We start from the raw sequence: 20,265 nt of genomic DNA, 5'->3' as shown, positions 1-20,265 counted from the left end.
GTTCTTGGACACATTTTATATCATTTAATCAGAAGGAGAATCATGAACTATGAAGAAAGTATTTGGTTTTATTATAATTAGCTTGTTATCAGTAGTGCTTGTAGCTTGTGGAAGTAACTCAAACAGCAAAGACGAAAAGTCATCAAAAGATGATACTAAAAGTGGTTCTCAAACTATAGAAATTCAATCGAAATATGAAGTTAGTGGCGAGAAAAAAGACGGCAGTGACTCTAAAAAAATTGAAGAAAAAGTAAAAGTACCAGTAAATCCTAAAAAAGTAGTCGTATTAGATTATGGTGCTTTAGATACAGTAGAAGCTTTAGGTGCTAAAGATGCAGTTAAAGGTGTGCCAAAAGGGGAAAATGGCGCGTCATTACCTGGATTCTTAGACACGTTTAAAGGCGATGACGTTGTGAACACAGGTTCAGTAAAAGAAGTGAATTATGACAAGATTGCTGAAATTCAACCAGATTTAATCTTATTCTCTGGTCGTACAGCAGGTACAGAAGTACAAGATGAATTGAAAAAAGCAGCTCCAGATGCAGCTAGATTATACGTTGGCGCTGATGATAAAAACTTATTAAAATCAGTGGAACAAAATACAACTAATTTAGGTAAAATCTTTGATAAAGAAGATAAAGCAAAAGAATTAATTGCTGGTTTAGATAAGAAAGTAAAAACAGCAAAAGAAAAAGCTGAAAAATCAGATGACAAAGCAATGTACTTACTAGTTAACGAAGGTGAACTATCTACATATGGACCTGGTGCTAGATTTGGTAGCTTAATTTATGATGTACTAGGCGTTAAACCAGTTGATAAAAATATTAAATCAAGTGGTCACGGTCAACCAATCAGTTATGAATATGTAACTGAGAAGAATCCAGACATTATTTACGCAATGGATAGAGGTAAAGCAATCGGTGGTAAAGAAAGCTCAAACAAAGCATTATCAAACGATGTCATTAAAGATGTAAAGGCAATTAAAGATAAAAAAGTAGTTAATGTTGATCCACAATTATGGTACTTAGCTTCAGGTGGCGTAAGAACAACTGAAAAACAAGTAGACGAAGTAATTAAAGGTTTAGAATAAATAAAAAGAGGCTGGCACATAAATACCCATTCTCAAATAAAAAGAGCTAATCCATATTTTCGGATTAGCTCTTTTTTCTTTATTTATAAAATCTACGATTTTGTACGTGCATGCTTGCCTAGGGTATGGTTCTAGCCTGTAGTCTCTCACGCATACTATTCCCTCAGGCGTCAGCACTTTACAAAATCGTGACAAAATATCCATTCTTATACAAAAAATAAAGCACTTTTAATCTTCTAACTGTTCTCCTATAATTCTTACTTCTCTTTTTAATTCTATGTCGAATTTTTCTTTTACTACATTTTGTACATGTTTTATTATATTTTCATAGTCTGTAGCAGTACCGTTATCTACATTCACTATAAATCCGGCATGTTTTGTAGAAACTTCTACTCCGCCGATTCTATGACCTTGTAAATCTGCATCTTGAATAAGTTTGCCTGCAAAATGATTAGGAGGTCTTTGGAATACACTTCCACATGAAGGATATTCTAATGGTTGTTTATCTTCACGACGTTGTGTTAAGTCATCCATCGTAGCTTGGATTGAATTAATGTCACCGTCTTTTAATTTAAATGTTGCTTCTAATACAACTAAATGTTTACGTTGAACGATACTTGTACGGTAGTCTAATTCTAAGTCTTCACCTTTAATTACATGTAATCGGCCTGTGTCATCAACAGCTTTAATGTGATCTATACAATCTTTCACTTCGCCACCATATGCACCAGCATTCATATAAACTGCACCACCAACAGAACCTGGTATACCACAAGCAAATTCTAGTCCTGTTAAATGATGATCTCTAGCACGTCTTGATACATCTATTATAGCTGCGCCACTTCCACAAGTAATTGTTTGATTATTAACGGTTATTTCGTTGAATTGTAATAAGCTTATTACGATACCTCTTATACCACCATCTCGAATGATGATGTTAGATCCATTTCCTAAAAATGTGAGAGGGATTTGATTGTTATATGCAAACTCTATAATTTTTTGAACTTCAATATGTGAAGTTGGTGATAAATAAAAGTCAGCTTTACCGCCTGTTTTAGTGAATGTATATTTTTTTAGTGGCTCGTTCACTTTTATAAGTGATTTAGGGAGGAAAGTAGATAACGCCTCCAAAATTGTATGATTGTCCAACGTACGACGTCCTTTCTATATTGTGCTCATATTACTATTATATCAAGATTTATAATCTTAAGCGAATAGGTTAATTTTTATGCTCATTTAATAATTGTTGAAACCATTTTTGTTTTTGATTTTCATAGTCTTTAATGCTAAATGAGCTATGTAGTGCTGCTAATTTAAATGAGTCATAAGTTTGTATAATATTTTTATCATTTGTTAAAAGTGACTCTACAGTTAAATAATCATAAAGCATTTGGTTGTTTTGTTCAAGAATATGTAAACGCGTAATTTGTTTTAAGCTGATCAAATCTTCAAATTGAGCCATCATAACTTTTTTGTTATAGCCATTATGTAATCGATATATACGGTGATAGTTCAGTCTTTTTTCATCTAAGCTAGTAATGTCATGTAAAGATTTTACAGTTACAAGGACATCAACTATTGGCTCAGTAGAATAATTCGTTTGCTTTGTCCCACCTATATGGTAAACATCTAAAACAGGTGTATCTAATAAATGAATTAATAAATGTTGAATTCTTTCAAAATTTAGTTTAAAATCATCAGTTGACTTTAGTTGAATAAAAGGTTGAGGAAGTTTTAACATAAAGACTCCTTTCTTTAATCATAATTGAATATACAATATAACATTTTAATTATCCATGAAATTAGGTATAATACAAGTGAAACAGAGGTGCAATGATGAAAATTAAATTACTTTATTTAATGATGTTTGTTCTTGTCTTTATTATTGCAGCTTGTGGTAATGAATTACATTCAGATCTTCAAAATTATAAAAAGGATATGAAACCTATTTATAAAAAAGAAAATTCAATTCTTAATGATATAGATAAATTAAACTTAAACCGGTTAGATCAACTTATTGGCACGGAAGTAACAGTTGAGAAGCGTAAAGAGTTGGATGAACTTCAAAATAAGCTTGAAAAGCAGATAATACCTGAAGTCAAAGATCTAAAAAAACAAGCTGAAAATATAGATGCAAAGACAAATGATGTTAAAGATGCTCATAATATATATGTGAGTAACGTAGCAAAGAAAGAAAAAACAATAACAGAATTAAATGAATATATTTCATTGTTCAAAAAATCTATTGAGTCTAATGAAAAAATATTAGAATATACAAGTGTTTTTGAACAAAATAAATCTGATGCAGAGAAAAATGCAAAGCTAGCCAAAAATAATGCAGAAGAAAAAGAAGATTATGAAGCACTCGTTTCAGTTATTGATAAAAACAGTGAAGAGTTAAGTAGTAAAGCAAAATATTTAAATGAAACTCAGAATGTTCAAGATAGAGCAGATTATATTGAGAGTGAAATTATTCCATTGTTTTCTAAAAATGTTAAATCATTAAATCAAACGAATATCTCATCTAAAAGAGTTAATCAAATGAGACAAGCTCAAATAGAGGTATATTATACGCTCATTAATTATTATAAAGAACGTAAAAAAGGGATTGTAATTGAAGATAAACTTCAAAAAATACAAGTATCAAACGGTATGAATGCTCAATTTACTTATCTAGGTAAAGATGAAAAGTATGACAAAGCAATCGAAAGGTTAGATAAATAAAACACACCAAATACATTAATTTTGGTGTGTTTTCTTCATTTTTTATTTATGGTATCTTCATTTTTACGATTCTTTGATAAATATATGTTTTTGCCTACTAATGATACGAACCAAATAGAAAATGCGATTATAAGAATAAACGATAATGCAGGTTGATTTGTAAAATCAAATAAAAACAGTATAGAAATAATAAGTAAACATGCATTAATCGTATCAATCATGCCCCATCTTTTAATAAGTGTGGGTTTAGCATCTTTGGACAAAACTGGCACCTCCTTAATATATAACTAGTATACCAAAATTGTCTTGTGGTTAATATTATAGTTTAAGGGTAAAGATAATAAAGCCAATTATTAAAAATAGAATTTGCCATATAAATGGATAGATGATATAGTGTTCAATTGTATTGGTTAAATTATGATAGAGGTGAATTAAAATGGTCGTGAAATTAACTTCCATCGATCAATTTGAAAAAGTACTCAATGATAATCCAAACGTATTTGTTATGAAACATAGCGGTACTTGTCCTATTTCAGCAAGTGCATATGATCAATTTAACAAATTCTTATATGAAAGAGACATGGATGGTTATTATTTAATTGTTCAAGAAGAAAGAGAATTGTCTGATTATATAGCTGACAAAACTGGAGTCAAACATGAATCGCCACAAGCATTTTACTTTGTAAATGGGAATGCTGAATGGGATGCGAGTCATGAAAATATCACAGTAGCAAGTTTATCGAAAGCAGAAGAGTAATATTGATAATAAGCAAACAGTCAAAAAAGACTGTTTGTTTTTTTGTTAAATGTGTAAAAAAACAGTATAATGAATTATGATAAAAAGCATGAGGTGAAAATTATGAGAGTATTAGTTGCGATGGATGAGTTTGATAGTATTTTATCTAGTTACCATGCAAATCGATTTGTCGAAGAAGCAATAAAGTCTCAATTTAATGAAGCGGATATTGTACAAGTTCCATTATTTAATGGGCAAAGAGAAGTTATAGATTCAGTATTATTATGGCAATCCGGAACAAAATATTCAGTAGATCATCATGATGCATATATGAGACCGAAATCATCTGTATATGTAGTGACTGAACAGAATATAACAGTTATAGAAGCAGGGGATATACTATCTTCAAGTGAAGAAATCATTAGTCCACTTAATACAAGTTCGTATGGATTAGGTGAAGTCATTTTAGAAGCACTGAATGAAGAAAGCAAAGAAATGTTGATATCAGTAGGGAATGTAGCAAGTTATGATGGTGGGCTTGGTATGTTACAAGCGTTAGGTGCTAAATTCTATGACGCAGAAGGCGCTTTAGTAGATGTTAGTAAAGGCGCTAAATGGATGAAATATATTAGAACAATTGATTTATATGATTTAGATAAAAGATTAAAAGATAAAAATATTAAAGTCATTACAGACTTTGAATCTAAATACTATGGTAAAGACAGCCGAATTATGAAAGAGCAAGAATTAAATCAAATTGCTAAAGACGATGCTGTTTCAATCGATAATGCATTGTGGTATATCAGCGAATTATTTAAAAGTCAGCATAAAATATTATTAGGTAAAGAAGAAAGAGGCGGATCAGGAAGCGGATTAGCTGCTTTATTTAATAGTTTATGGGATGCCCAACTTGTTACTGGTGGGGATGTAGTCAATGAGCTTACGTATTTAGATCAATTAATAGAGCAAGCAGATTTAATTGTATTTGGTGAAGGTTTACAACCTAATCAACAATTGTTGGAGACAACTTCAGTGAGAATAGCAGAATTATGTAAAAAACATCAAAAAATAAATATTGCGATATGTGCAACAGATGAAAAATTCGATCAATATTTAGAACAAGATGTTACTGCAATGTTTAAAGTATTTAATAAAGACCAATATACGATGAGTGATTTAGAAATGGGCATTGCCTTGAGACATTTAACAACGCAGTCACTTAGATTACTAAAATCATCGTTATAATTAAAAGATTAAAAAAACCATGCATAGCCGTTAAGTAAGTCTTAACAGGTATGCATGGTTTTTTGATTTATTATGATTGCTTTTCAAATTCAGAAACGATACCGATAATTGTGTGGACTGCTTTTTTCATGACATCTATTGAAGCATATTCAAATGGTCCATGGAAGTTTGCTCCGCCTGTAAATAAGTTTGGCGTTGGTAAGCCCATATACGATAATTGTGAGCCGTCAGTTCCGCCTCTTATTGGTTCAATGATAGGCGTTATATCTAATGACTTGATAACTTTCTCTGGTATGTCAACAAGCTCAGGATGTGGCTTGATTTTTTCACCCATATTGAAATATTGATCATGGATCGTTACATTAATCAATTCACTATCATATTTATGATTTAAAATTTTGGCTATATCTAATAAATGATTTTTTCTTCGTTCGAATTGTGCTTTATCATGATCACGAATAATATATTGAAGTGTTGCTTTTTCAACTGTGCCAGACATATCTGTTAAATGGTAAAAACCTTCGTATCCATCCGTTTGTTCTGGTACTTCATGATTAGGAAGTTGATCATTAAAAGCCATGGCTAAAGTATTAGCGTTAACCATAACATCTTTAGCTGAGCCTGGATGAACATTGACGCCATTCACTTCTACTATTGCAGCTGCAGCATTAAAACTTTCAAATTGTAATTCACCTTCAAGACTGCCGTCTAATGTATAAGCAAAATCTGCATTAAATCGTTCAACATCAAAGTTATGTGGACCTTTGCCTATTTCTTCATCTGGTGTAAAACTAAATCTAATGTCACCATGTTTAATTTCAGGATGTTCATTCAAATAAATAATGGCTTCCATAATTTCAACGACACCTGCTTTATCATCTGCACCAAGTAAAGATGTACCATCTGTCGTCATCAAAGTATGTCCAATTACTTTGTTTAATTGTGGAAATGTTTTTGGACTAAGTATTTTATCTGAATTTCCTAATTGTATATCTTGACCGTCGTATTTTTCGACTATTAAAGGTTTAACATTTGATGCGTTATAGTCTGGAGAAGTATCGATATGAGCTAATAAACCTATAGTTGGAACCTTTTTATCGGTATTTGATGGAAGTGTTGCCATTAAATAACCTTTATCATCTACATCTACTTCAAGGTTTAATGCTTTTATTTCTTCTTGAAGCAGATTAATTAAGTCCCATTGCTTCTCAGTAGATGGTGTAGTTTGGCTAGATGGATCAGCTTGTGTATCTATTCTTACATATCTTTCTAATCGATCAATTAGACGTTGTTTCAAATTGCTCGCTCCTTTTTACTTCTATTTACGTATTTATTATACGCTCTTTTGTTTCCTAGAAGCAAAAGAATGCTTTGAACGAACATAGATTTGGAAGATGATTTCTGAACATAAAATACCAAATGCGATAGCACCAGAAATCAATGTAGCTTGTAACGTTGTATTGATTGCAACGTCATAATTATTTATAACTAAATTTTTAGTAGCGTCATATGCTAGACCACCTGGTACAAGAGGAATAATACCGGCTACTATAAATATGATCATTGGTCGTTTGTAATAACGGCTCATAATATGACTCATTAAAGCTAATGCAAAGCTACCATAAAATGAAGCTTGTACTTTATCTATACCAAAATCTAACGAAATTGTGTAAATCATCCAACCCATTGCGCCAACGATACCGCAAGCTATTAAAAGTCTCTTAGGTGCATTGAAAATGACAGAGAAAAATAACGTTGCTGTAAAACTTAATAAAATTTGATATATATAATCTAACATTTAAAGCACCTCCTTAACTTAGTAATAACACGATTGCAACACCAGCACCGATAGCAAAAGCCGTTAGTGCCGCTTCAACGCCTTTTGAAATACCTGCAAGCAGTTGACCAGCCATTAAATCTCGAATTGCATTTGTAATAAGTACACCAGGTACTAGAGGCATTACTGAAGCAATTGTTATTAAGCTTAAATTTACGCCTATAAAGAAATTAACACTTATGGTTGCAATTGTAGCGATAATCAATGAACTTATGAACTCAGTAAAGAATTTAATTCTAATTGTGTTATGAACAATAGACATAGTTAAATATCCTGTACCACCAGCTATAAATGATGGAATCACTTCAGCTTGTTTACCACCAAACATAGGTAAGAAACAAGCTGAAGCAATCGCTGCAGCTAATACTTTTAACCAAAAAGGAAACTGCAATGAAGCATGATGCAAATGTATGAGTTCCGATTTAGCTTCGTCTATCGATAATTCATTATTCGCTATTTTTCGTGAGATTTGATTCGTTAATGAAATTTTTTCTAAATCTGTTGTACGTTCATCTATTCTTATTAGACGAGTGTTTGTTCTGTCGTTAAGAGAAAAGATAATAGCAGTAGAAGTTACGAAGCTATGTGTGTTTTCTAAGCCATAGCTTGTTGCGATTCTTGCCATTGTATCTTCAACTCTATACGTCTCAGCGCCACTCTCTAAAAGTATTCGACCAGCTGTCATGACAACATCAATTATTTTATTTTCATCTATAATAGTGAAGTCTTGTATCTCTTCCATATTAACCTCCAGTTTCACATTGAATTAATGTTAATACATATAATAAAAACTTTCCAACAAAAAACATAGAATTGCTATAGGCAATTCTATGTTCATTTTATAATTTAATAATTGGATTGAACATTACTTTGTTTTGACCTTGTAATTTTGCTTCATGTAACATATCATCGGCATCTTTGAAGACACGACGTTTAGATTTGTTGTCTTGTTCACTTAAGTAACCTACGCCAATAGAAACAGATAACTTTATCGTTTCTTTATTTGGTAAATGGAACGTAGACTGTTGAACACTATCACGAATGCTTTCAGCTAATTTAATCGCACTGTCTAACGTCTCACCAACAATTATAATCGAAAATTCTTCTCCACCGTTACGAAAAGCCTTAACATCTTTTGGTAAATAATTTATCAATAACTGTGACATTTGTTTAAGAACAGCGTCTCCAGCTTTATGACTATATGCATCATTTACATTTTTAAAGCCATCTATATCAATTAATAATAAAGCCATAGATTGATCATTTTCAGTAATTTGTTCTGTAGTCTTGTTTAAATAACGATCAAATTCTTTAACATTTCCTAATCCTGTTAAATAATCTACTGATTCTTCGTTTTCATATCTTGAAATTAAATTTTTCAATATCCAAATGTCTCGATAAACACTTGCACTTATAATACTAAGAATAAAGGAAACGGGTACAAGAAACAACCACTCATTTAGCCATGAGTCTGGATTTAAAAAGATAAGCGTTATAGCTATAATAATGATGCTTATCAAATATAATAATTGAATACTAACGAAATCACTTTGTTTAAGAAATGGACCAATCACACCAACTACAACTGCTATAATAAGCAAATGCAGATTATCTAAAAATGGTGTTCCAAATGCGAACATGTCAACAAGTAATACAACACCTGCACTTAAAACAGAATAAAATAAATTAGTAAACCTTCCTAAGAAGAGAATTGGAATAAAACTTAAAGTAATAACATATTCATGATATTGTATAGGATTTGATACTAATAATATAGAAACACCTGTCATTAAAAGGGTGATATAATTTTGAGAAAAAGTCACTGTTCTTGTTTCGTTATATTGCATTCGATGGTATAGATAAAATGCTGCAATAGTCACTGATATATTAAATATAATTGCTTGTATCATTTAACACCATCCTTCTTTTAGTAAGCCATATGATATTGTAATCTATTAGGTGGCTTTTGTCACGATATAATAGGATATTTTGTTAAAAAAGTTTCTTTTTTCACATGAACGATATAATGTTCTGTTATGCTTTAAAATTCTTCCTACTAAAAAATGTGGTATACTATTGTTTTTATAGCATGTAGAATAAAACTTTGATATTCTAAAAGTAATATATAAATTAAAATAATGCTTCAATTTAAAAATGAAGGTGAATCCATGTTTACTTTGCAACTAATATTACTAACCATGATTGTAAGTTTAATACTAACACCTTTAGTCATTGTTCTTTCAAAAAAAATTGGTGCAGTTGATATGCCAAATGTTAGAAAAGTTCATACTAAACCAGTATCTGTATTAGGCGGATCAGTCATTTTATTATCTTTTCTTATCGGATTATGGTGGGGAAAACCTGTTGAACATGAAACAATTCCTATTATATTAGGTGCAATTGTTATATATTTAATTGGTTTAGTTGATGATCTTTATGATATGAAACCACTTGTTAAACTTGCTGGACAGATTGCAGTTTCTTTAATTGTAGTCTTAAACCATGTAACGCTTGATTTTATTACACTACCTTTTGGTATAGTAATAGAATTTGGTATATTCAGTATTCCAATGACAATATTTTGGGTAGTTGCAGTTATGAATGCAATTAACTTAATTGATGGGTTAGACGGATTAGCGTCAGGAATATCTTGTATAGCTTTAATAACGATAGGATTTATCGCAATACTACAACAAAATATATTTATAATGATGATATGTGGTGTATTAATAGGTTCTTTATTAGGATTCCTAGTATTTAATTCACACCCTGCAAAAATATTCTTAGGAGATAGTGGGGCATTACTTCTAGGGTATATCATTGGTGTCTTATCGTTATTAGGTTTTAAAAATATTACATTAATATCGTTATTCTTCCCAATGGTTATTCTTGCAGTTCCATTTATTGATATGTTATTCGCTGTGATTCGTAGATTACATAATCGACAATCCATCGTACAAGCAGATAAATCACATTTACATCATAAGTTATTAGATTTAGGTTATACACATAGACAAACTGTCGTCTTAATATATATGATAGCTATTCTATTTAGTATATCGAGTGTGATACTTTATTTATCACCACCATATGGCGTCTTAATGATGTTTATTATGATTTTAATTACAATAGAGTTAATCGTAGAATTCACAGGTCTCATAAATGCAAATTACAGACCAATTCTTAACTTTTTAACAAGAACAAAATATAAAAAAGAACGCTAATAGAAATTAGCGTTCTTTTTTATGCGCATGCTTTTCGCGGGAAAAATAAGTATATAGGTTTTTAACGGCAAGTTTTGTGAGTATTGCTTGTTAGACTATATAAACAACCTTGATTAGCGTTCTTCTTCTTTATTATATGGAAATGGTAAGGCAATCATATCTTGTTTCGTTAAGTCATATTTTCCTTGATTAACTTCATTTAAGAAAGAGATGAAGTTGTCTTCTTCTGATGCGATGACGTTAATTGTATATGTTACTTTGTCTGTATATGATGTGTCGACTAATTGATAATCTGTTTGTTGTAATTCGTGTTCGAAGCGTCCTGTTTGATCGTAATCGAGTGTGATTTCAAATGGAATAGCGTCTAATAATATGATGCGTCCTATTTCTTTAATGACTTGGCTAACTGCGCTACCATATGCTCTAATAAGTCCGCCGGCACCTAATTTAATGCCACCAAAATATCTTGTAACGACGACTACGACATTGTGGAGTTGCTGCTTTTTTAATACTTCTAACATTGGTACACCAGCAGTTCCTGATGGTTCTCCGTCATCATTGGCTTTTTGTATAAGCATGGTTGGACCTATAATATAACTTGAACAATTGTGAGTGGCATCATGATGTTCTTTTTTCTTGCTTTGTATAAACGCTTTAGCTTCTTCTTCTGTTTCTGCAGGATATATACTTGCAATAAACCTTGATTTATTGATAACAATCTCAGTTTCATGTGCTGATTTAATTGTAATTAGTCCTTCTGCCATGTTTATACTTCTCCCTTTACATCTTAATCTGTTACGATATATTATATACTATTAAAAATGGACGGGAAAGGATTGTATGAATTGAAGAATAAATTATTACTTTTATGTATAGTGTTATCGTTAGTGTTAGTGGCTTGTGGTTCAAAAGAAGAGGAGAAACCAACGACTGATGAAGCAGGAGATAAACATGGTATAAAAATAGATGAAAAAGGAAATCCTAAAGAAACAATTCAAGTGAATGATAAGACTGAAAAGGCAGTAAAAGAAGTGATAGAACAAAATAGAAAGTCTTTAAATGAAGGGAATGTCGATGAATATATAAAAACAATAGATTCAAATTCTAAACAACTTGATGTTAAAGAAGAAGAAAAAGTATTAAAAGATACACTTAAAAATTATAAGTTTGATAAAAAGATATCCAATATTAAATTCTTAGAGGATAAAAAAGACCAAGTTGTTGTATTTTATAGTACAGAAACAACAGCACATCCAAAAGATGGTAGTAAAGAAGAGAAGAAATCCTTTAAAGAAGCTGTAACACTAATTAAAAAGGGCGATACTTACAAAATTAGTCATGTAGAACCGTATGCAATTTAGTCAATAAACTCCTTTTCAAATAAGTGAGAATTAGATATGATTGATATGGAAGAGAATCAAGGAGGATAACTTTATGAAAATTGCTGTTCTAACAGATTCAACAGCATATTTAGATCAAGCTTATTTAGATAAATATCAAATTAAAACAGTCGCGCTAAACGTTATTTTTAATGATGAAACATATAAAGAATTATCGGAACTGAAGACAGATGATTTTTATAAAAGAATGAGAAATGAAACGCAATTGCCGACAACTTCTCAACCTGCTATGGGTGAATATGTCGAGTTGCTCGAAAGCTTAAAAGAAGATGGCTATACAGATGTAATAGCCGTTCACTTATCAAGTGGTATAAGTGGTACTTTCCAAAGTGCAGTAACAGCAAATGCTATGGTTGATGGAATTCAAGTTCATCCATTCGATTCTGAAATTTCTTGTGCTGTTCAAGGGTTCTATGCTTTAAAAGCTGCTCAGCTTGTAGAACAAGGCATGACAGTTGTAGATAATATACTTGAACAATTAGAAAGCATGAAAGAAACGACAAACGCTTATTTCATAGTTGATGATTTAAACAACTTGAAAAAAGGCGGACGTTTAAACAGTGCACAGGCTTTAGTAGGTACAATGTTACAAGTTAAGCCTTTGTTACACTTTGAGGACACTAAAATTGTTCCATATGACAAAGTGAGAACTAAGAAAAGAGCTATAAAACGTATCGAAGAACAAATTGCTACAGAAGTGGAAGGTTACAAAAACTTATCTATTGTTATTATTCATGCTAATGACAAAGAAAGTGCAGTTTCTTGGAAAGCACAAATAGAAGAGAAGTTTCCTGAAGCGAATGTTATATTGAGTTATTTCGGACCAGTAATTGGCACACACTTAGGTGAAGGTGCATTAGGATTAGGATTTACAACGACAGAATTAGATTTATCTATATAAAATAACTACAGCACAAAAAGCTTAAGCTTTTTGTGCTTTTTTATTGGAGGTTACGATGAAATTATATGGACGAATATGTCATGATTTAAACAATTTAACAACGGAAACAGTAAAAGTCAGTAAACCTGGTGTTTCAAAGGTACATGAAAAATATATTTGTAACCAATGTGGTAACACTGATCAAACGTTATTCTTTAATTATTATTGTCATCATTGTAATGCAACAACAACTTATTGCAGATACTGTATAAACCTAGGCAAAGTTCAAAGTTGCAAAGCTATTTATATCATTGAAAGTGAGAGACAGAAATCATTATGTAAATATCGATTGAATTTTGAGCTTAGTGAACAGCAAAGACATGCATCAGACAAAATTAAACAAGCGGTATTAAACAGTGAACATTTATTACTTCATGCGGTGACTGGTGCAGGCAAAACAGAAATGATATTTGAAGGTATTTCAGTAGCTAGACAAAATGGAGATAACGTTGCTGTAGTTTCTCCAAGAGTCGATGTTGTTAAAGAAGTATATTTAAGATTAGCAGAGGCTTTTAAAGATGAGCAAATCGATTTAATGTATGAAGGCAATTTTGGTCAATATAATAGTACTTTTGTTGTAGCAACTGTACATCAATTAATGCGTTATGATAGTCATTTTGATGTTGTTATTGTCGATGAAGTTGATGCATTTCCTTTAGATATGGATAATCAACTTATGCATACGATTCATAAAGCATCTACACTTCACGCAAGTCACATTTATTTAACTGCAACTCCAAATCAACAACTCCAAGCGAAATTTACGGATTCTCAAATAATTAAACTTCCAGCAAGATATCACGGTCATTCTTTACCCCTTCCTGAATTTCAATTCAATGCGATAAAAGAAACAAAATTAAATCAAAAATTGCTAAAACTATTAAAGAAACAAATAGAAGATAAAAGGAAAACTTTTGTGTTTTTCCATGATATAAGTTACATGAAAAAAGTATTTAATATGTATGAACACTACTTTTCAAAAATTGAGTATGTTTCAAGTGTTGATTCAGAGCGGCATGAAAAAGTTAGCCTATTAAGAAATGATGAGATCGACATCATGTTTACGACGACGATTTTAGAGAGAGGTGTCACGCTTGAATACTTAGACGTCGTTATCGTGCATACTGAAAAATTTACAAGCAGTGCAATTATTCAAATAGCTGGTCGGGTGGGGCGTAAATTATCATGTCCTACTGGAAAAGTTGTTTGCTACCACGAAGGTATTACGAAAAATATGTTACATGCAAAAAATGAAATCTTAAAAATGAATAGTCTTGCACGTAAGAAAGGATGGATAACATGAAGAAATGTGTTATATGTCAAAATTCAATAAATGAAGAGATAAATTTATTGAATCTTTTTTCGTCCACATCTACTATATGTAAAAATTGTGAGCCACAACTTACCTTTAATCTCAATGATAGACGTTGTAAACGTTGTTTAAAAGTGCTTTCTTCAGAGGAAAATGAATGTCTAGATTGTCTTTGGTTATCCAATAGGTATCAATTAATCAATCAACTTTATACGATATATGATTACCAAGGACTTATAAAAGAATTAATGCATCAATACAAATTTATGGGAGACGTTGCAATTGCTCAAATATTTCAGTTACCTAAAAATATTTTGAAACAGTATGACTACATAATTCCTGCACCAATTCATCCAAATAAACTCGCAACTAGAACATTTGATCATGTTACTTTCGTATTAGATATTCAAAATGTAAATTATATACAAATATTTGAGACTGAACTCAGACAAAAACAATCTGATTTAACAAAAAAACAAAGGTCTTTACAACTCAACCCATTTAGAATAAATCAAGAAATAGAATTAGAAAATAAATGTATTTTACTCGTAGATGATATTTATACAACAGGGCTGACAATTCACCAATTAGCTGAACTTTTATTTATTAGAAAAATCAGAAAAATAGATACCTTAACATTTGCAAGAGGGGGAAATAATGGTAAAATATAAGTAGGAAGAAACACAAGAGAAATAGAGCGTTAAAGGAGTCGGTGCTTTATGATCAGATTTGAAATTCATGGTGAAAACATCACAGTGACTGATCCGATAAGAAATTATATTGAGGACAAAGTAAGTAAACTTGAAAGATACTTTACTAATGTCCCAGAGGCAATAGCTCATGTTAAAATTAAAACTTATCAGGATTCTCGCAGTAAAGTTGAAGTAACTATTCCGTTGAAAGATGTTACTTTAAGAGCTGAGGAAAGACATGAAGATTTATATGCTGGAATCGACTTGATAACAAACAAACTTGAAAGACAAGTGCGTAAGTACAAAACAAAGGTCAACAGAAAGTATCGCGATAAAGGGCGAGATAAAGATGTATTTGCAACAAGTGTAGATGCATCATCACCAGAAGAAAGTGAAGATAACGATAGTGATAATGAAATTGAAATTATCCGTTCTAAACAATTTGCGTTAAAACCTATGGATTCTGAAGAAGCAGTATTACAAATGAATTTATTAGGACATGATTTTTACATTTTCACAGATGCAGAAACAGATGAAACAAGTATTGTTTATAAACGTAAAGATGGAAAATATGGATTAATTGAAACTTCTATACAATAAAGTAAGAACACAAGGACTGGTGCAGAATTTCTGCATCAGTTTCTTTGTCTATTAATAGCTTTTCATTTACAGAGGTGGTAATCTTAAATAGTATAAAAAGTGATATAAAAGTGTTATGATATATTGTTGTAAGATTACTAGTTTCCTAGTTGAAGGAGAGAACAAAATGGGTTTTTTATCAAAAATAGCTGATGGTAATAAACGAGTAGTAAAATCACTCGAGAAGTTAGCAAATCAAGTCATTAATTTTGAAGATGAAATTGCTAAGTTAACAGATGAGCAATTAAGAGAAAAGACAGAACAATTTAAAAAAGAATTAGCTGAAATAGAAGATTATAAAAAGCAAGAAAAGTATTTAGAAAAATTACTACCAGAAGCATATGCAATTGTTAGAGAAGCGTCTACAAGAGTATTCAAAATGACACCATTTAAAGTGCAAATTATGGGTGGTATTGCGATTCATCGTGGCGATATTTCTGAAATGAAAACTGGTGAAGGTAAGACATTAACAGCAACTATGCCTGTTTATTTAAATGCATTAACAGGTAGAGGTGTTCATGTTGTTACTGTCAATGAATATTTATCAAGTTCACAAAGTGAAGAAATGGCACAACTATACAATTTCTTAGGACTATCTGTAGGTCTGAATTTAAATTCAATGAATACAGATCAAAAGCGTGAAGCATACGCATCAGATATTACGTATAGTACAAATAATGAGCTTGGGTTCGATTATTTAAGAGACAACATGGTTACTTATAAAAAAGACCGCGTTATGAGACCATTAAACTTTGCAATCATTGATGAGGTCGATTCAATTTTAATCGATGAAGCGAGAACGCCACTTATCATTTCTGGTGAAGCTGAAAAATCAACAACTTTATATACTCAAACAAACGTGTTTGTAAAAATGCTTAAAGATGATGATGACTTTACTTATGATGAAAAGACTAAAGCAATCACATTAACTGAGCAAGGTATTGATAAAGCAGAACGCATGTTTAAAATAGATAATTTATTCGACGTTAAAAATGTGAACTTAATGCATCATATTAATATAGCTTTAAAAGCAAACAGAACGATGTTTAAAGATAAAGATTATGTTGTTGAAGATGGCGAAATTATGATTGTTGACCAATTTACTGGTCGTACAATGCCTGGACGTCGATTCTCAGACGGTTTACACCAAGCAATTGAAGCTAAAGAAGGTTTAGAAATTCAAAATGAATCTAAAACAATGGCTTCTATTACATTCCAAAACTTCTTTAGAATGTACAATAAGTTGTCTGGTATGACTGGTACAGCTAAGACGGAAGAAGAAGAATTTAGAAATATTTATAATATGACAGTTACACAAATACCTACAAATAGACCGATCCAACGTCTAGATGAAGCGGATTTAATTTTTTCATCTCAAAAAGGTAAATTCGATGCTGTTGTTAATGATGTTATTGAATTTTACAAAAAAGGACAGCCTGTATTATTAGGTACTGTGGCTGTAGAAACAAGTGAGTATATTTCACAACTATTGAAGAAAAAAGGCGTTAGGCATAATGTATTGAATGCTAAAAACCATGAACGTGAAGCAGACATCATTTTAAATGCTGGTCAAAAAGGTGCAGTTACAATCGCAACAAACATGGCTGGTCGTGGTACAGACATCAAACTTGGAGACGGTGTTGTTGAATTAGGTGGACTAGCAGTAATCGGTACAGAACGACATGAATCAAGACGTATCGATGATCAGCTAAGAGGTCGTTCTGGTCGTCAAGGTGACGTTGGGCGAAGTAGATTCTACCTATCACTACAAGATGAATTAATGGTCAGATTCGGTTCTGAACGTATGCAATCACTAATGGGTAAATTAGGAATGAATGATGATACACCTATCGAATCTAAAATGGTTTCTAGAGCAGTTGAATCAGCTCAAAAACGTGTTGAAGGTAATAACTTTGATGCTCGTAAACGACTATTAGAATATGATGATGTATTAAGAAAACAACGTGAAATCATTTATGGTGAACGTAACGATATAATTGAAAAAGAAGACGTACAAGATATTGTGAAAGATATGATTAAATCATCTCTAGAACGTGGCGTTAATTATCATTTATCAAATAATGAAGAAGAAATTGATTATGATGCACTCGTACAATTTATCGATGATTCTTATTTACAACAAGATTCAATTAAAGCAGATGATATTCGTGGTAGAGATTATGAAGATATCATTGAAATTGTTCTTGAAAAAATTAAGGCTCAATATGATGCACAACAAGAAGACTTTGGTGACCAAATGTCTGAATTTGAACGCATGATTGTTTTAAGAACAATTGACCGTAAATGGACAGACCATATCGATACGATGGACCAATTACGTACAGGTATTCATTTAAGATCTTATGGCCAAATCAATCCACTTCGTGAATATCAAAACGAAGGATTAGATTTATTTGAAACGATGTTGAACGAAATTGAAGATGAAGTAAGTAAATATATTCTTAAGTCAACAATTGATCGCGGAGAACAAGTTGAACGTGAACAAGTTGAAATAGGCGAAGCTAAACACGTAGGTGCCAATGATGGTAAAGAAAAAGTCAAACCTAAACCTATCGTTAAAGATGAACAAGTAGGTCGTAATGATCCGTGTCCATGTGGAAGCGGAAAAAAATATAAAAACTGTCACGGCCAAGCATAAAGGAGTAAACTTATGGAATTAACGGAAATTAGACAAACTTTAAATAAAAACAATGAAAAATTAATGAATATCAGGGGGTCTCTTTGACTTAGAAAATAAAGAGACGAACATTCAAGAATATGAAGAGATGATGGTTGATCCGAGCTTTTGGGACGATCAAAATAAGGCGCAAGATATTATTAATAAAAATAATGCTTTAAAATCAGTAGTAGGAGATTATCATAAATTAGAACAACAAACGGATGATTTATTAACTACTGTTGAACTTCTTCAAGAAGAATATGACGAAGATATGCATGAAATTTTAGAGCAAGATTTAAAAACATTAAAATCAGACATCGATCAATTTGAATTAAAATTATTGCTTAATGGAGAACATGATGAAAATAATGCGATTTTAGAGCTACATCCTGGAGCTGGTGGAACTGAATCACAAGATTGGGGATCCATGTTACTTCGGATGTATCAACGATTTGCTGAACAAAAAGGATTCAAAGTTGAAACATTAGACTACCAATCAGGCGATGAAGCTGGAATTAAGAGTGTTACAATTCTAATTAAAGGACATAACGCATATGGCTACTTAAAAGCTGAAAAAGGTGTTCATAGATTAGTGAGAATTTCTCCATTTGATTCATCTGGAAGAAGACATACATCTTTCGTTTCATGTGATGTTACACCTGAATTTAATAATGAAAAAATTGAAATTGAAGTTAATTCTGAAGATATTACAGTTGATACGTATAGAGCATCAGGAGCAGGTGGACAGCACGTAAACACTACTGACTCTGCAGTACGTATCACACACCAACCAACAGGAATAGTCGTAACTTGTCAAAACGAAAGATCTCAAATTAAAAATAGAGAACAAGCGATGAAAATGTTGAAAGCTAAACTTTACCAAAAAGAACTTGAAGAACAAGCTGCAGCCCTTGATGAAATTAGAGGGGAGCAAAAAGAAATTGGATGGGGCAGTCAAATACGTTCATACGTATTCCACCCATACGCTATGGTTAAAGATCATAGAACTAATGAAGAAACTGGTAACACTAATGCAGTGATGGATGGAGATATAGAACCTTTCATTGATGCATATTTAAGAAGTCAAATTGATGAAAAGTAATATTGAGTTGAATGAGGCTGGGACAATTTAATTGTCTCAGCCTCTACTCATTGTATTGGCAGTAGCTGACTGGATTGAGCGGTGTGTCGTATATATGCATGATTTTGATTGTGAATTCTTGCACAAAAGGATACCTAATTACTAAATTTCATGATAAAATATATTTGATAATATATTGAATGGAGTGTTATACATGAAAATCAAAATGGGCATGATTTCTGTATTGGCATTATCATCGTTAATCTTTGCTGGTTGTGGTCAATCAAACGATGATAGTAAGACGGAGGAATATAGTTCAAAAGGGGAAAAGATTTTTAAAAATAATTCTTGTGTTGGATGTCATGGTAAAGATCTTGATGGTGCTTCTGGTCCTTCATTAAAAAAAGTTGGGGCTAAAATGTCAGAAGCAGATATCGAAAAGATAATTAATGAAGGTAAAGGTAGTATGCCGAGCAAAGTTGTAGATGAGAAAGAAGCTAAAGAAGTAGCAAAATGGTTGGCAGAACAAAAATAATACAACTCATTTAAACCTTATAAATAATATATTAGATGTGTTATTTATATGAAATGGAAAATTTTCAGATAAATATCATCACCTTTTCAAATGTATAAATAGAGTAAAAAAGCGCACCATTAATTGTATT

Annotated in this window: 21 protein-coding genes; 13 read left to right on the top strand and 8 right to left on the bottom strand. The window is 31.6% G+C overall.

Annotated features, from left to right (window positions below; translation table 11 throughout):
* The first annotated feature begins 49 nt into the window (after positions 1-49).
* Entirely contained in the window at positions 50-1,090 is a 1,041-nt protein-coding gene (locus LQ609_RS03335; RefSeq protein ID WP_078357373.1) for a ferrated catecholamine ABC transporter substrate-binding lipoprotein SstD, read from the top strand.
* Between the two features lie 228 nt (positions 1,091-1,318).
* On the opposite strand, the gene murB is transcribed toward LQ609_RS03335, so the two are convergent.
* Positions 1,319-2,239 (bottom strand): UDP-N-acetylmuramate dehydrogenase, encoded by a 921-nt coding sequence (gene murB, locus LQ609_RS03330; RefSeq protein WP_078357374.1) that lies wholly within the window; start codon positions 2,237-2,239, stop codon positions 1,319-1,321.
* A gap of 70 nt (positions 2,240-2,309) precedes the next feature.
* A complete protein-coding gene (locus LQ609_RS03325; RefSeq protein WP_078357375.1) occupies positions 2,310-2,831 on the bottom strand; it encodes a GrpB family protein in 522 nt (173 codons plus the stop codon).
* Positions 2,832-2,926: 95 nt separating this feature from the next.
* On the opposite strand from LQ609_RS03325, the gene LQ609_RS03320 reads away from it, so the two are divergent.
* Positions 2,927-3,814 (top strand): EMYY motif lipoprotein, encoded by an 888-nt coding sequence (locus tag LQ609_RS03320; RefSeq protein WP_078357376.1) that lies wholly within the window; start codon positions 2,927-2,929, stop codon positions 3,812-3,814.
* 35 nt (positions 3,815-3,849) lie between these two features.
* On the opposite strand, the gene LQ609_RS03315 is transcribed toward LQ609_RS03320, so the two are convergent.
* The gene (locus LQ609_RS03315) at positions 3,850-4,086 is read right to left on the bottom strand and encodes a hypothetical protein (RefSeq protein WP_239700461.1); all 237 of its coding nucleotides are present in this window, start codon (positions 4,084-4,086) and stop codon (positions 3,850-3,852) included.
* A gap of 164 nt (positions 4,087-4,250) precedes the next feature.
* Between LQ609_RS03315 and ytxJ the strand changes: the two genes are divergently transcribed.
* Together ytxJ and LQ609_RS03305 are read left to right on the top strand one after the other, a co-directional pair.
* Positions 4,251-4,571 carry a bacillithiol system redox-active protein YtxJ gene (gene ytxJ, locus LQ609_RS03310; protein ID WP_078357378.1) on the top strand — a complete coding sequence of 107 codons (321 nt, stop codon included), beginning with the start codon at positions 4,251-4,253 and terminating at the stop codon, positions 4,569-4,571.
* Positions 4,572-4,673: 102 nt separating this feature from the next.
* The gene (locus LQ609_RS03305) at positions 4,674-5,795 is read left to right on the top strand and encodes a glycerate kinase (RefSeq protein ID WP_078357379.1); all 1,122 of its coding nucleotides are present in this window, start codon (positions 4,674-4,676) and stop codon (positions 5,793-5,795) included.
* 70 nt (positions 5,796-5,865) lie between these two features.
* Here LQ609_RS03305 and pepT read toward each other — a convergent pair whose 3' ends face one another.
* The 4 genes from pepT to gdpS all read right to left on the bottom strand — a co-directional run bounded on the left by pepT (position 5,866) and on the right by gdpS (position 9,542).
* Positions 5,866-7,092, bottom strand: a complete 1,227-nt coding sequence (gene pepT, locus LQ609_RS03300; RefSeq protein ID WP_239734313.1) for a peptidase T — start codon at positions 7,090-7,092, stop codon at positions 5,866-5,868.
* Between the two features lie 36 nt (positions 7,093-7,128).
* Positions 7,129-7,593 (bottom strand): threonine/serine exporter family protein, encoded by a 465-nt coding sequence (locus LQ609_RS03295; RefSeq protein WP_078357381.1) that lies wholly within the window; start codon positions 7,591-7,593, stop codon positions 7,129-7,131.
* A 13-nt stretch (positions 7,594-7,606) separates the two neighbouring features.
* Entirely contained in the window at positions 7,607-8,374 is a 768-nt protein-coding gene (locus LQ609_RS03290) for a threonine/serine exporter family protein (protein ID WP_078357382.1), read from the bottom strand.
* Positions 8,375-8,471: 97 nt separating this feature from the next.
* Entirely contained in the window at positions 8,472-9,542 is a 1,071-nt protein-coding gene (gdpS, locus tag LQ609_RS03285; protein ID WP_078357383.1) for a GGDEF domain-containing protein GdpS, read from the bottom strand.
* Positions 9,543-9,800: 258 nt separating this feature from the next.
* Here gdpS and LQ609_RS03280 point away from each other — a divergent pair, with 258 nt between their 5' ends.
* On the top strand, positions 9,801-10,856 hold the full coding sequence (locus LQ609_RS03280; RefSeq protein ID WP_078357384.1) for a glycosyltransferase family 4 protein: 1,056 nt from the start codon (positions 9,801-9,803) through the stop codon (positions 10,854-10,856).
* Positions 10,857-10,969: 113 nt separating this feature from the next.
* On the opposite strand, the gene LQ609_RS03275 is transcribed toward LQ609_RS03280, so the two are convergent.
* Positions 10,970-11,620, bottom strand: coding sequence for a YigZ family protein (locus LQ609_RS03275; RefSeq protein ID WP_078357385.1), 651 nt, complete (start codon positions 11,618-11,620; stop codon positions 10,970-10,972).
* 81 nt (positions 11,621-11,701) lie between these two features.
* Here LQ609_RS03275 and LQ609_RS03270 point away from each other — a divergent pair, with 81 nt between their 5' ends.
* From LQ609_RS03270 to cccB, 8 genes are all read left to right on the top strand, one after another.
* Entirely contained in the window at positions 11,702-12,217 is a 516-nt protein-coding gene (locus LQ609_RS03270) for a hypothetical protein (protein ID WP_078357386.1), read from the top strand.
* Positions 12,218-12,290: 73 nt separating this feature from the next.
* On the top strand, positions 12,291-13,157 hold the full coding sequence (gene fakB1, locus LQ609_RS03265) for a fatty acid kinase binding subunit FakB1 (protein ID WP_078357387.1): 867 nt from the start codon (positions 12,291-12,293) through the stop codon (positions 13,155-13,157).
* Positions 13,158-13,212: 55 nt separating this feature from the next.
* Complete coding sequence (locus LQ609_RS03260) at positions 13,213-14,499, top strand: DEAD/DEAH box helicase family protein (protein WP_239734312.1); 1,287 nt, start codon at positions 13,213-13,215, stop codon at positions 14,497-14,499.
* A 143-nt stretch (positions 14,500-14,642) separates the two neighbouring features.
* Positions 14,643-15,179: a ComF family protein gene (locus tag LQ609_RS03255; RefSeq protein WP_142918477.1), complete on the top strand. Its 537-nt coding sequence runs from the start codon at positions 14,643-14,645 to the stop codon at positions 15,177-15,179.
* A 48-nt stretch (positions 15,180-15,227) separates the two neighbouring features.
* A complete protein-coding gene (gene hpf, locus LQ609_RS03250; protein WP_107508983.1) occupies positions 15,228-15,800 on the top strand; it encodes a ribosome hibernation-promoting factor, HPF/YfiA family in 573 nt (190 codons plus the stop codon).
* Between the two features lie 166 nt (positions 15,801-15,966).
* Complete coding sequence (gene secA / locus LQ609_RS03245; RefSeq protein WP_078357390.1) at positions 15,967-18,498, top strand: preprotein translocase subunit SecA; 2,532 nt, start codon at positions 15,967-15,969, stop codon at positions 18,496-18,498.
* Positions 18,499-18,510: 12 nt separating this feature from the next.
* Positions 18,511-19,621, top strand: a protein-coding gene (prfB, locus tag LQ609_RS03240; protein ID WP_107508982.1) for a peptide chain release factor 2 whose coding sequence is annotated in 2 segments (ribosomal slippage) — positions 18,511-18,582 and positions 18,584-19,621 — 1,110 coding nt in all. Because the reading frame shifts where the segments join, the coding sequence is not laid out codon by codon here.
* Positions 19,622-19,814: 193 nt separating this feature from the next.
* Positions 19,815-20,135: a cytochrome c551 gene (cccB, locus tag LQ609_RS03235; protein WP_078357392.1), complete on the top strand. Its 321-nt coding sequence runs from the start codon at positions 19,815-19,817 to the stop codon at positions 20,133-20,135.
* Positions 20,136-20,265 lie beyond the last annotated feature (130 nt).

Source organism: Mammaliicoccus sp. G-M28, from assembly GCF_022386595.1.
GTDB lineage: Bacteria > Bacillota > Bacilli > Staphylococcales > Staphylococcaceae > Mammaliicoccus > Mammaliicoccus fleurettii.
The sequence above is the reverse complement of the archived record's forward strand: the minus strand, read 5'-3'. Positions and strand labels throughout refer to the sequence as shown.

Coding starts and splice junctions, on each gene's coding strand:
- fakB1 (WP_078357387.1), top strand. CDS start 12,291: ATGAAAATTGCTGTTCTAACAGATTCAACAGCATATTTAGATCAAGCT.
- LQ609_RS03320 (WP_078357376.1), top strand. CDS start 2,927: ATGAAAATTAAATTACTTTATTTAATGATGTTTGTTCTTGTCTTTATT.
- LQ609_RS03260 (WP_239734312.1), top strand. CDS start 13,213: ATGAAATTATATGGACGAATATGTCATGATTTAAACAATTTAACAACG.
- LQ609_RS03305 (WP_078357379.1), top strand. CDS start 4,674: ATGAGAGTATTAGTTGCGATGGATGAGTTTGATAGTATTTTATCTAGT.
- LQ609_RS03280 (WP_078357384.1), top strand. CDS start 9,801: ATGTTTACTTTGCAACTAATATTACTAACCATGATTGTAAGTTTAATA.
- LQ609_RS03275 (WP_078357385.1), bottom strand. CDS start 11,620: ATGGCAGAAGGACTAATTACAATTAAATCAGCACATGAAACTGAGATT.
- hpf (WP_107508983.1), top strand. CDS start 15,228: ATGATCAGATTTGAAATTCATGGTGAAAACATCACAGTGACTGATCCG.
- gdpS (WP_078357383.1), bottom strand. CDS start 9,542: ATGATACAAGCAATTATATTTAATATATCAGTGACTATTGCAGCATTT.
- ytxJ (WP_078357378.1), top strand. CDS start 4,251: ATGGTCGTGAAATTAACTTCCATCGATCAATTTGAAAAAGTACTCAAT.
- LQ609_RS03295 (WP_078357381.1), bottom strand. CDS start 7,593: ATGTTAGATTATATATATCAAATTTTATTAAGTTTTACAGCAACGTTA.
- cccB (WP_078357392.1), top strand. CDS start 19,815: ATGAAAATCAAAATGGGCATGATTTCTGTATTGGCATTATCATCGTTA.
- LQ609_RS03335 (WP_078357373.1), top strand. CDS start 50: ATGAAGAAAGTATTTGGTTTTATTATAATTAGCTTGTTATCAGTAGTG.
- LQ609_RS03290 (WP_078357382.1), bottom strand. CDS start 8,374: ATGGAAGAGATACAAGACTTCACTATTATAGATGAAAATAAAATAATT.
- secA (WP_078357390.1), top strand. CDS start 15,967: ATGGGTTTTTTATCAAAAATAGCTGATGGTAATAAACGAGTAGTAAAA.
- LQ609_RS03325 (WP_078357375.1), bottom strand. CDS start 2,831: ATGTTAAAACTTCCTCAACCTTTTATTCAACTAAAGTCAACTGATGAT.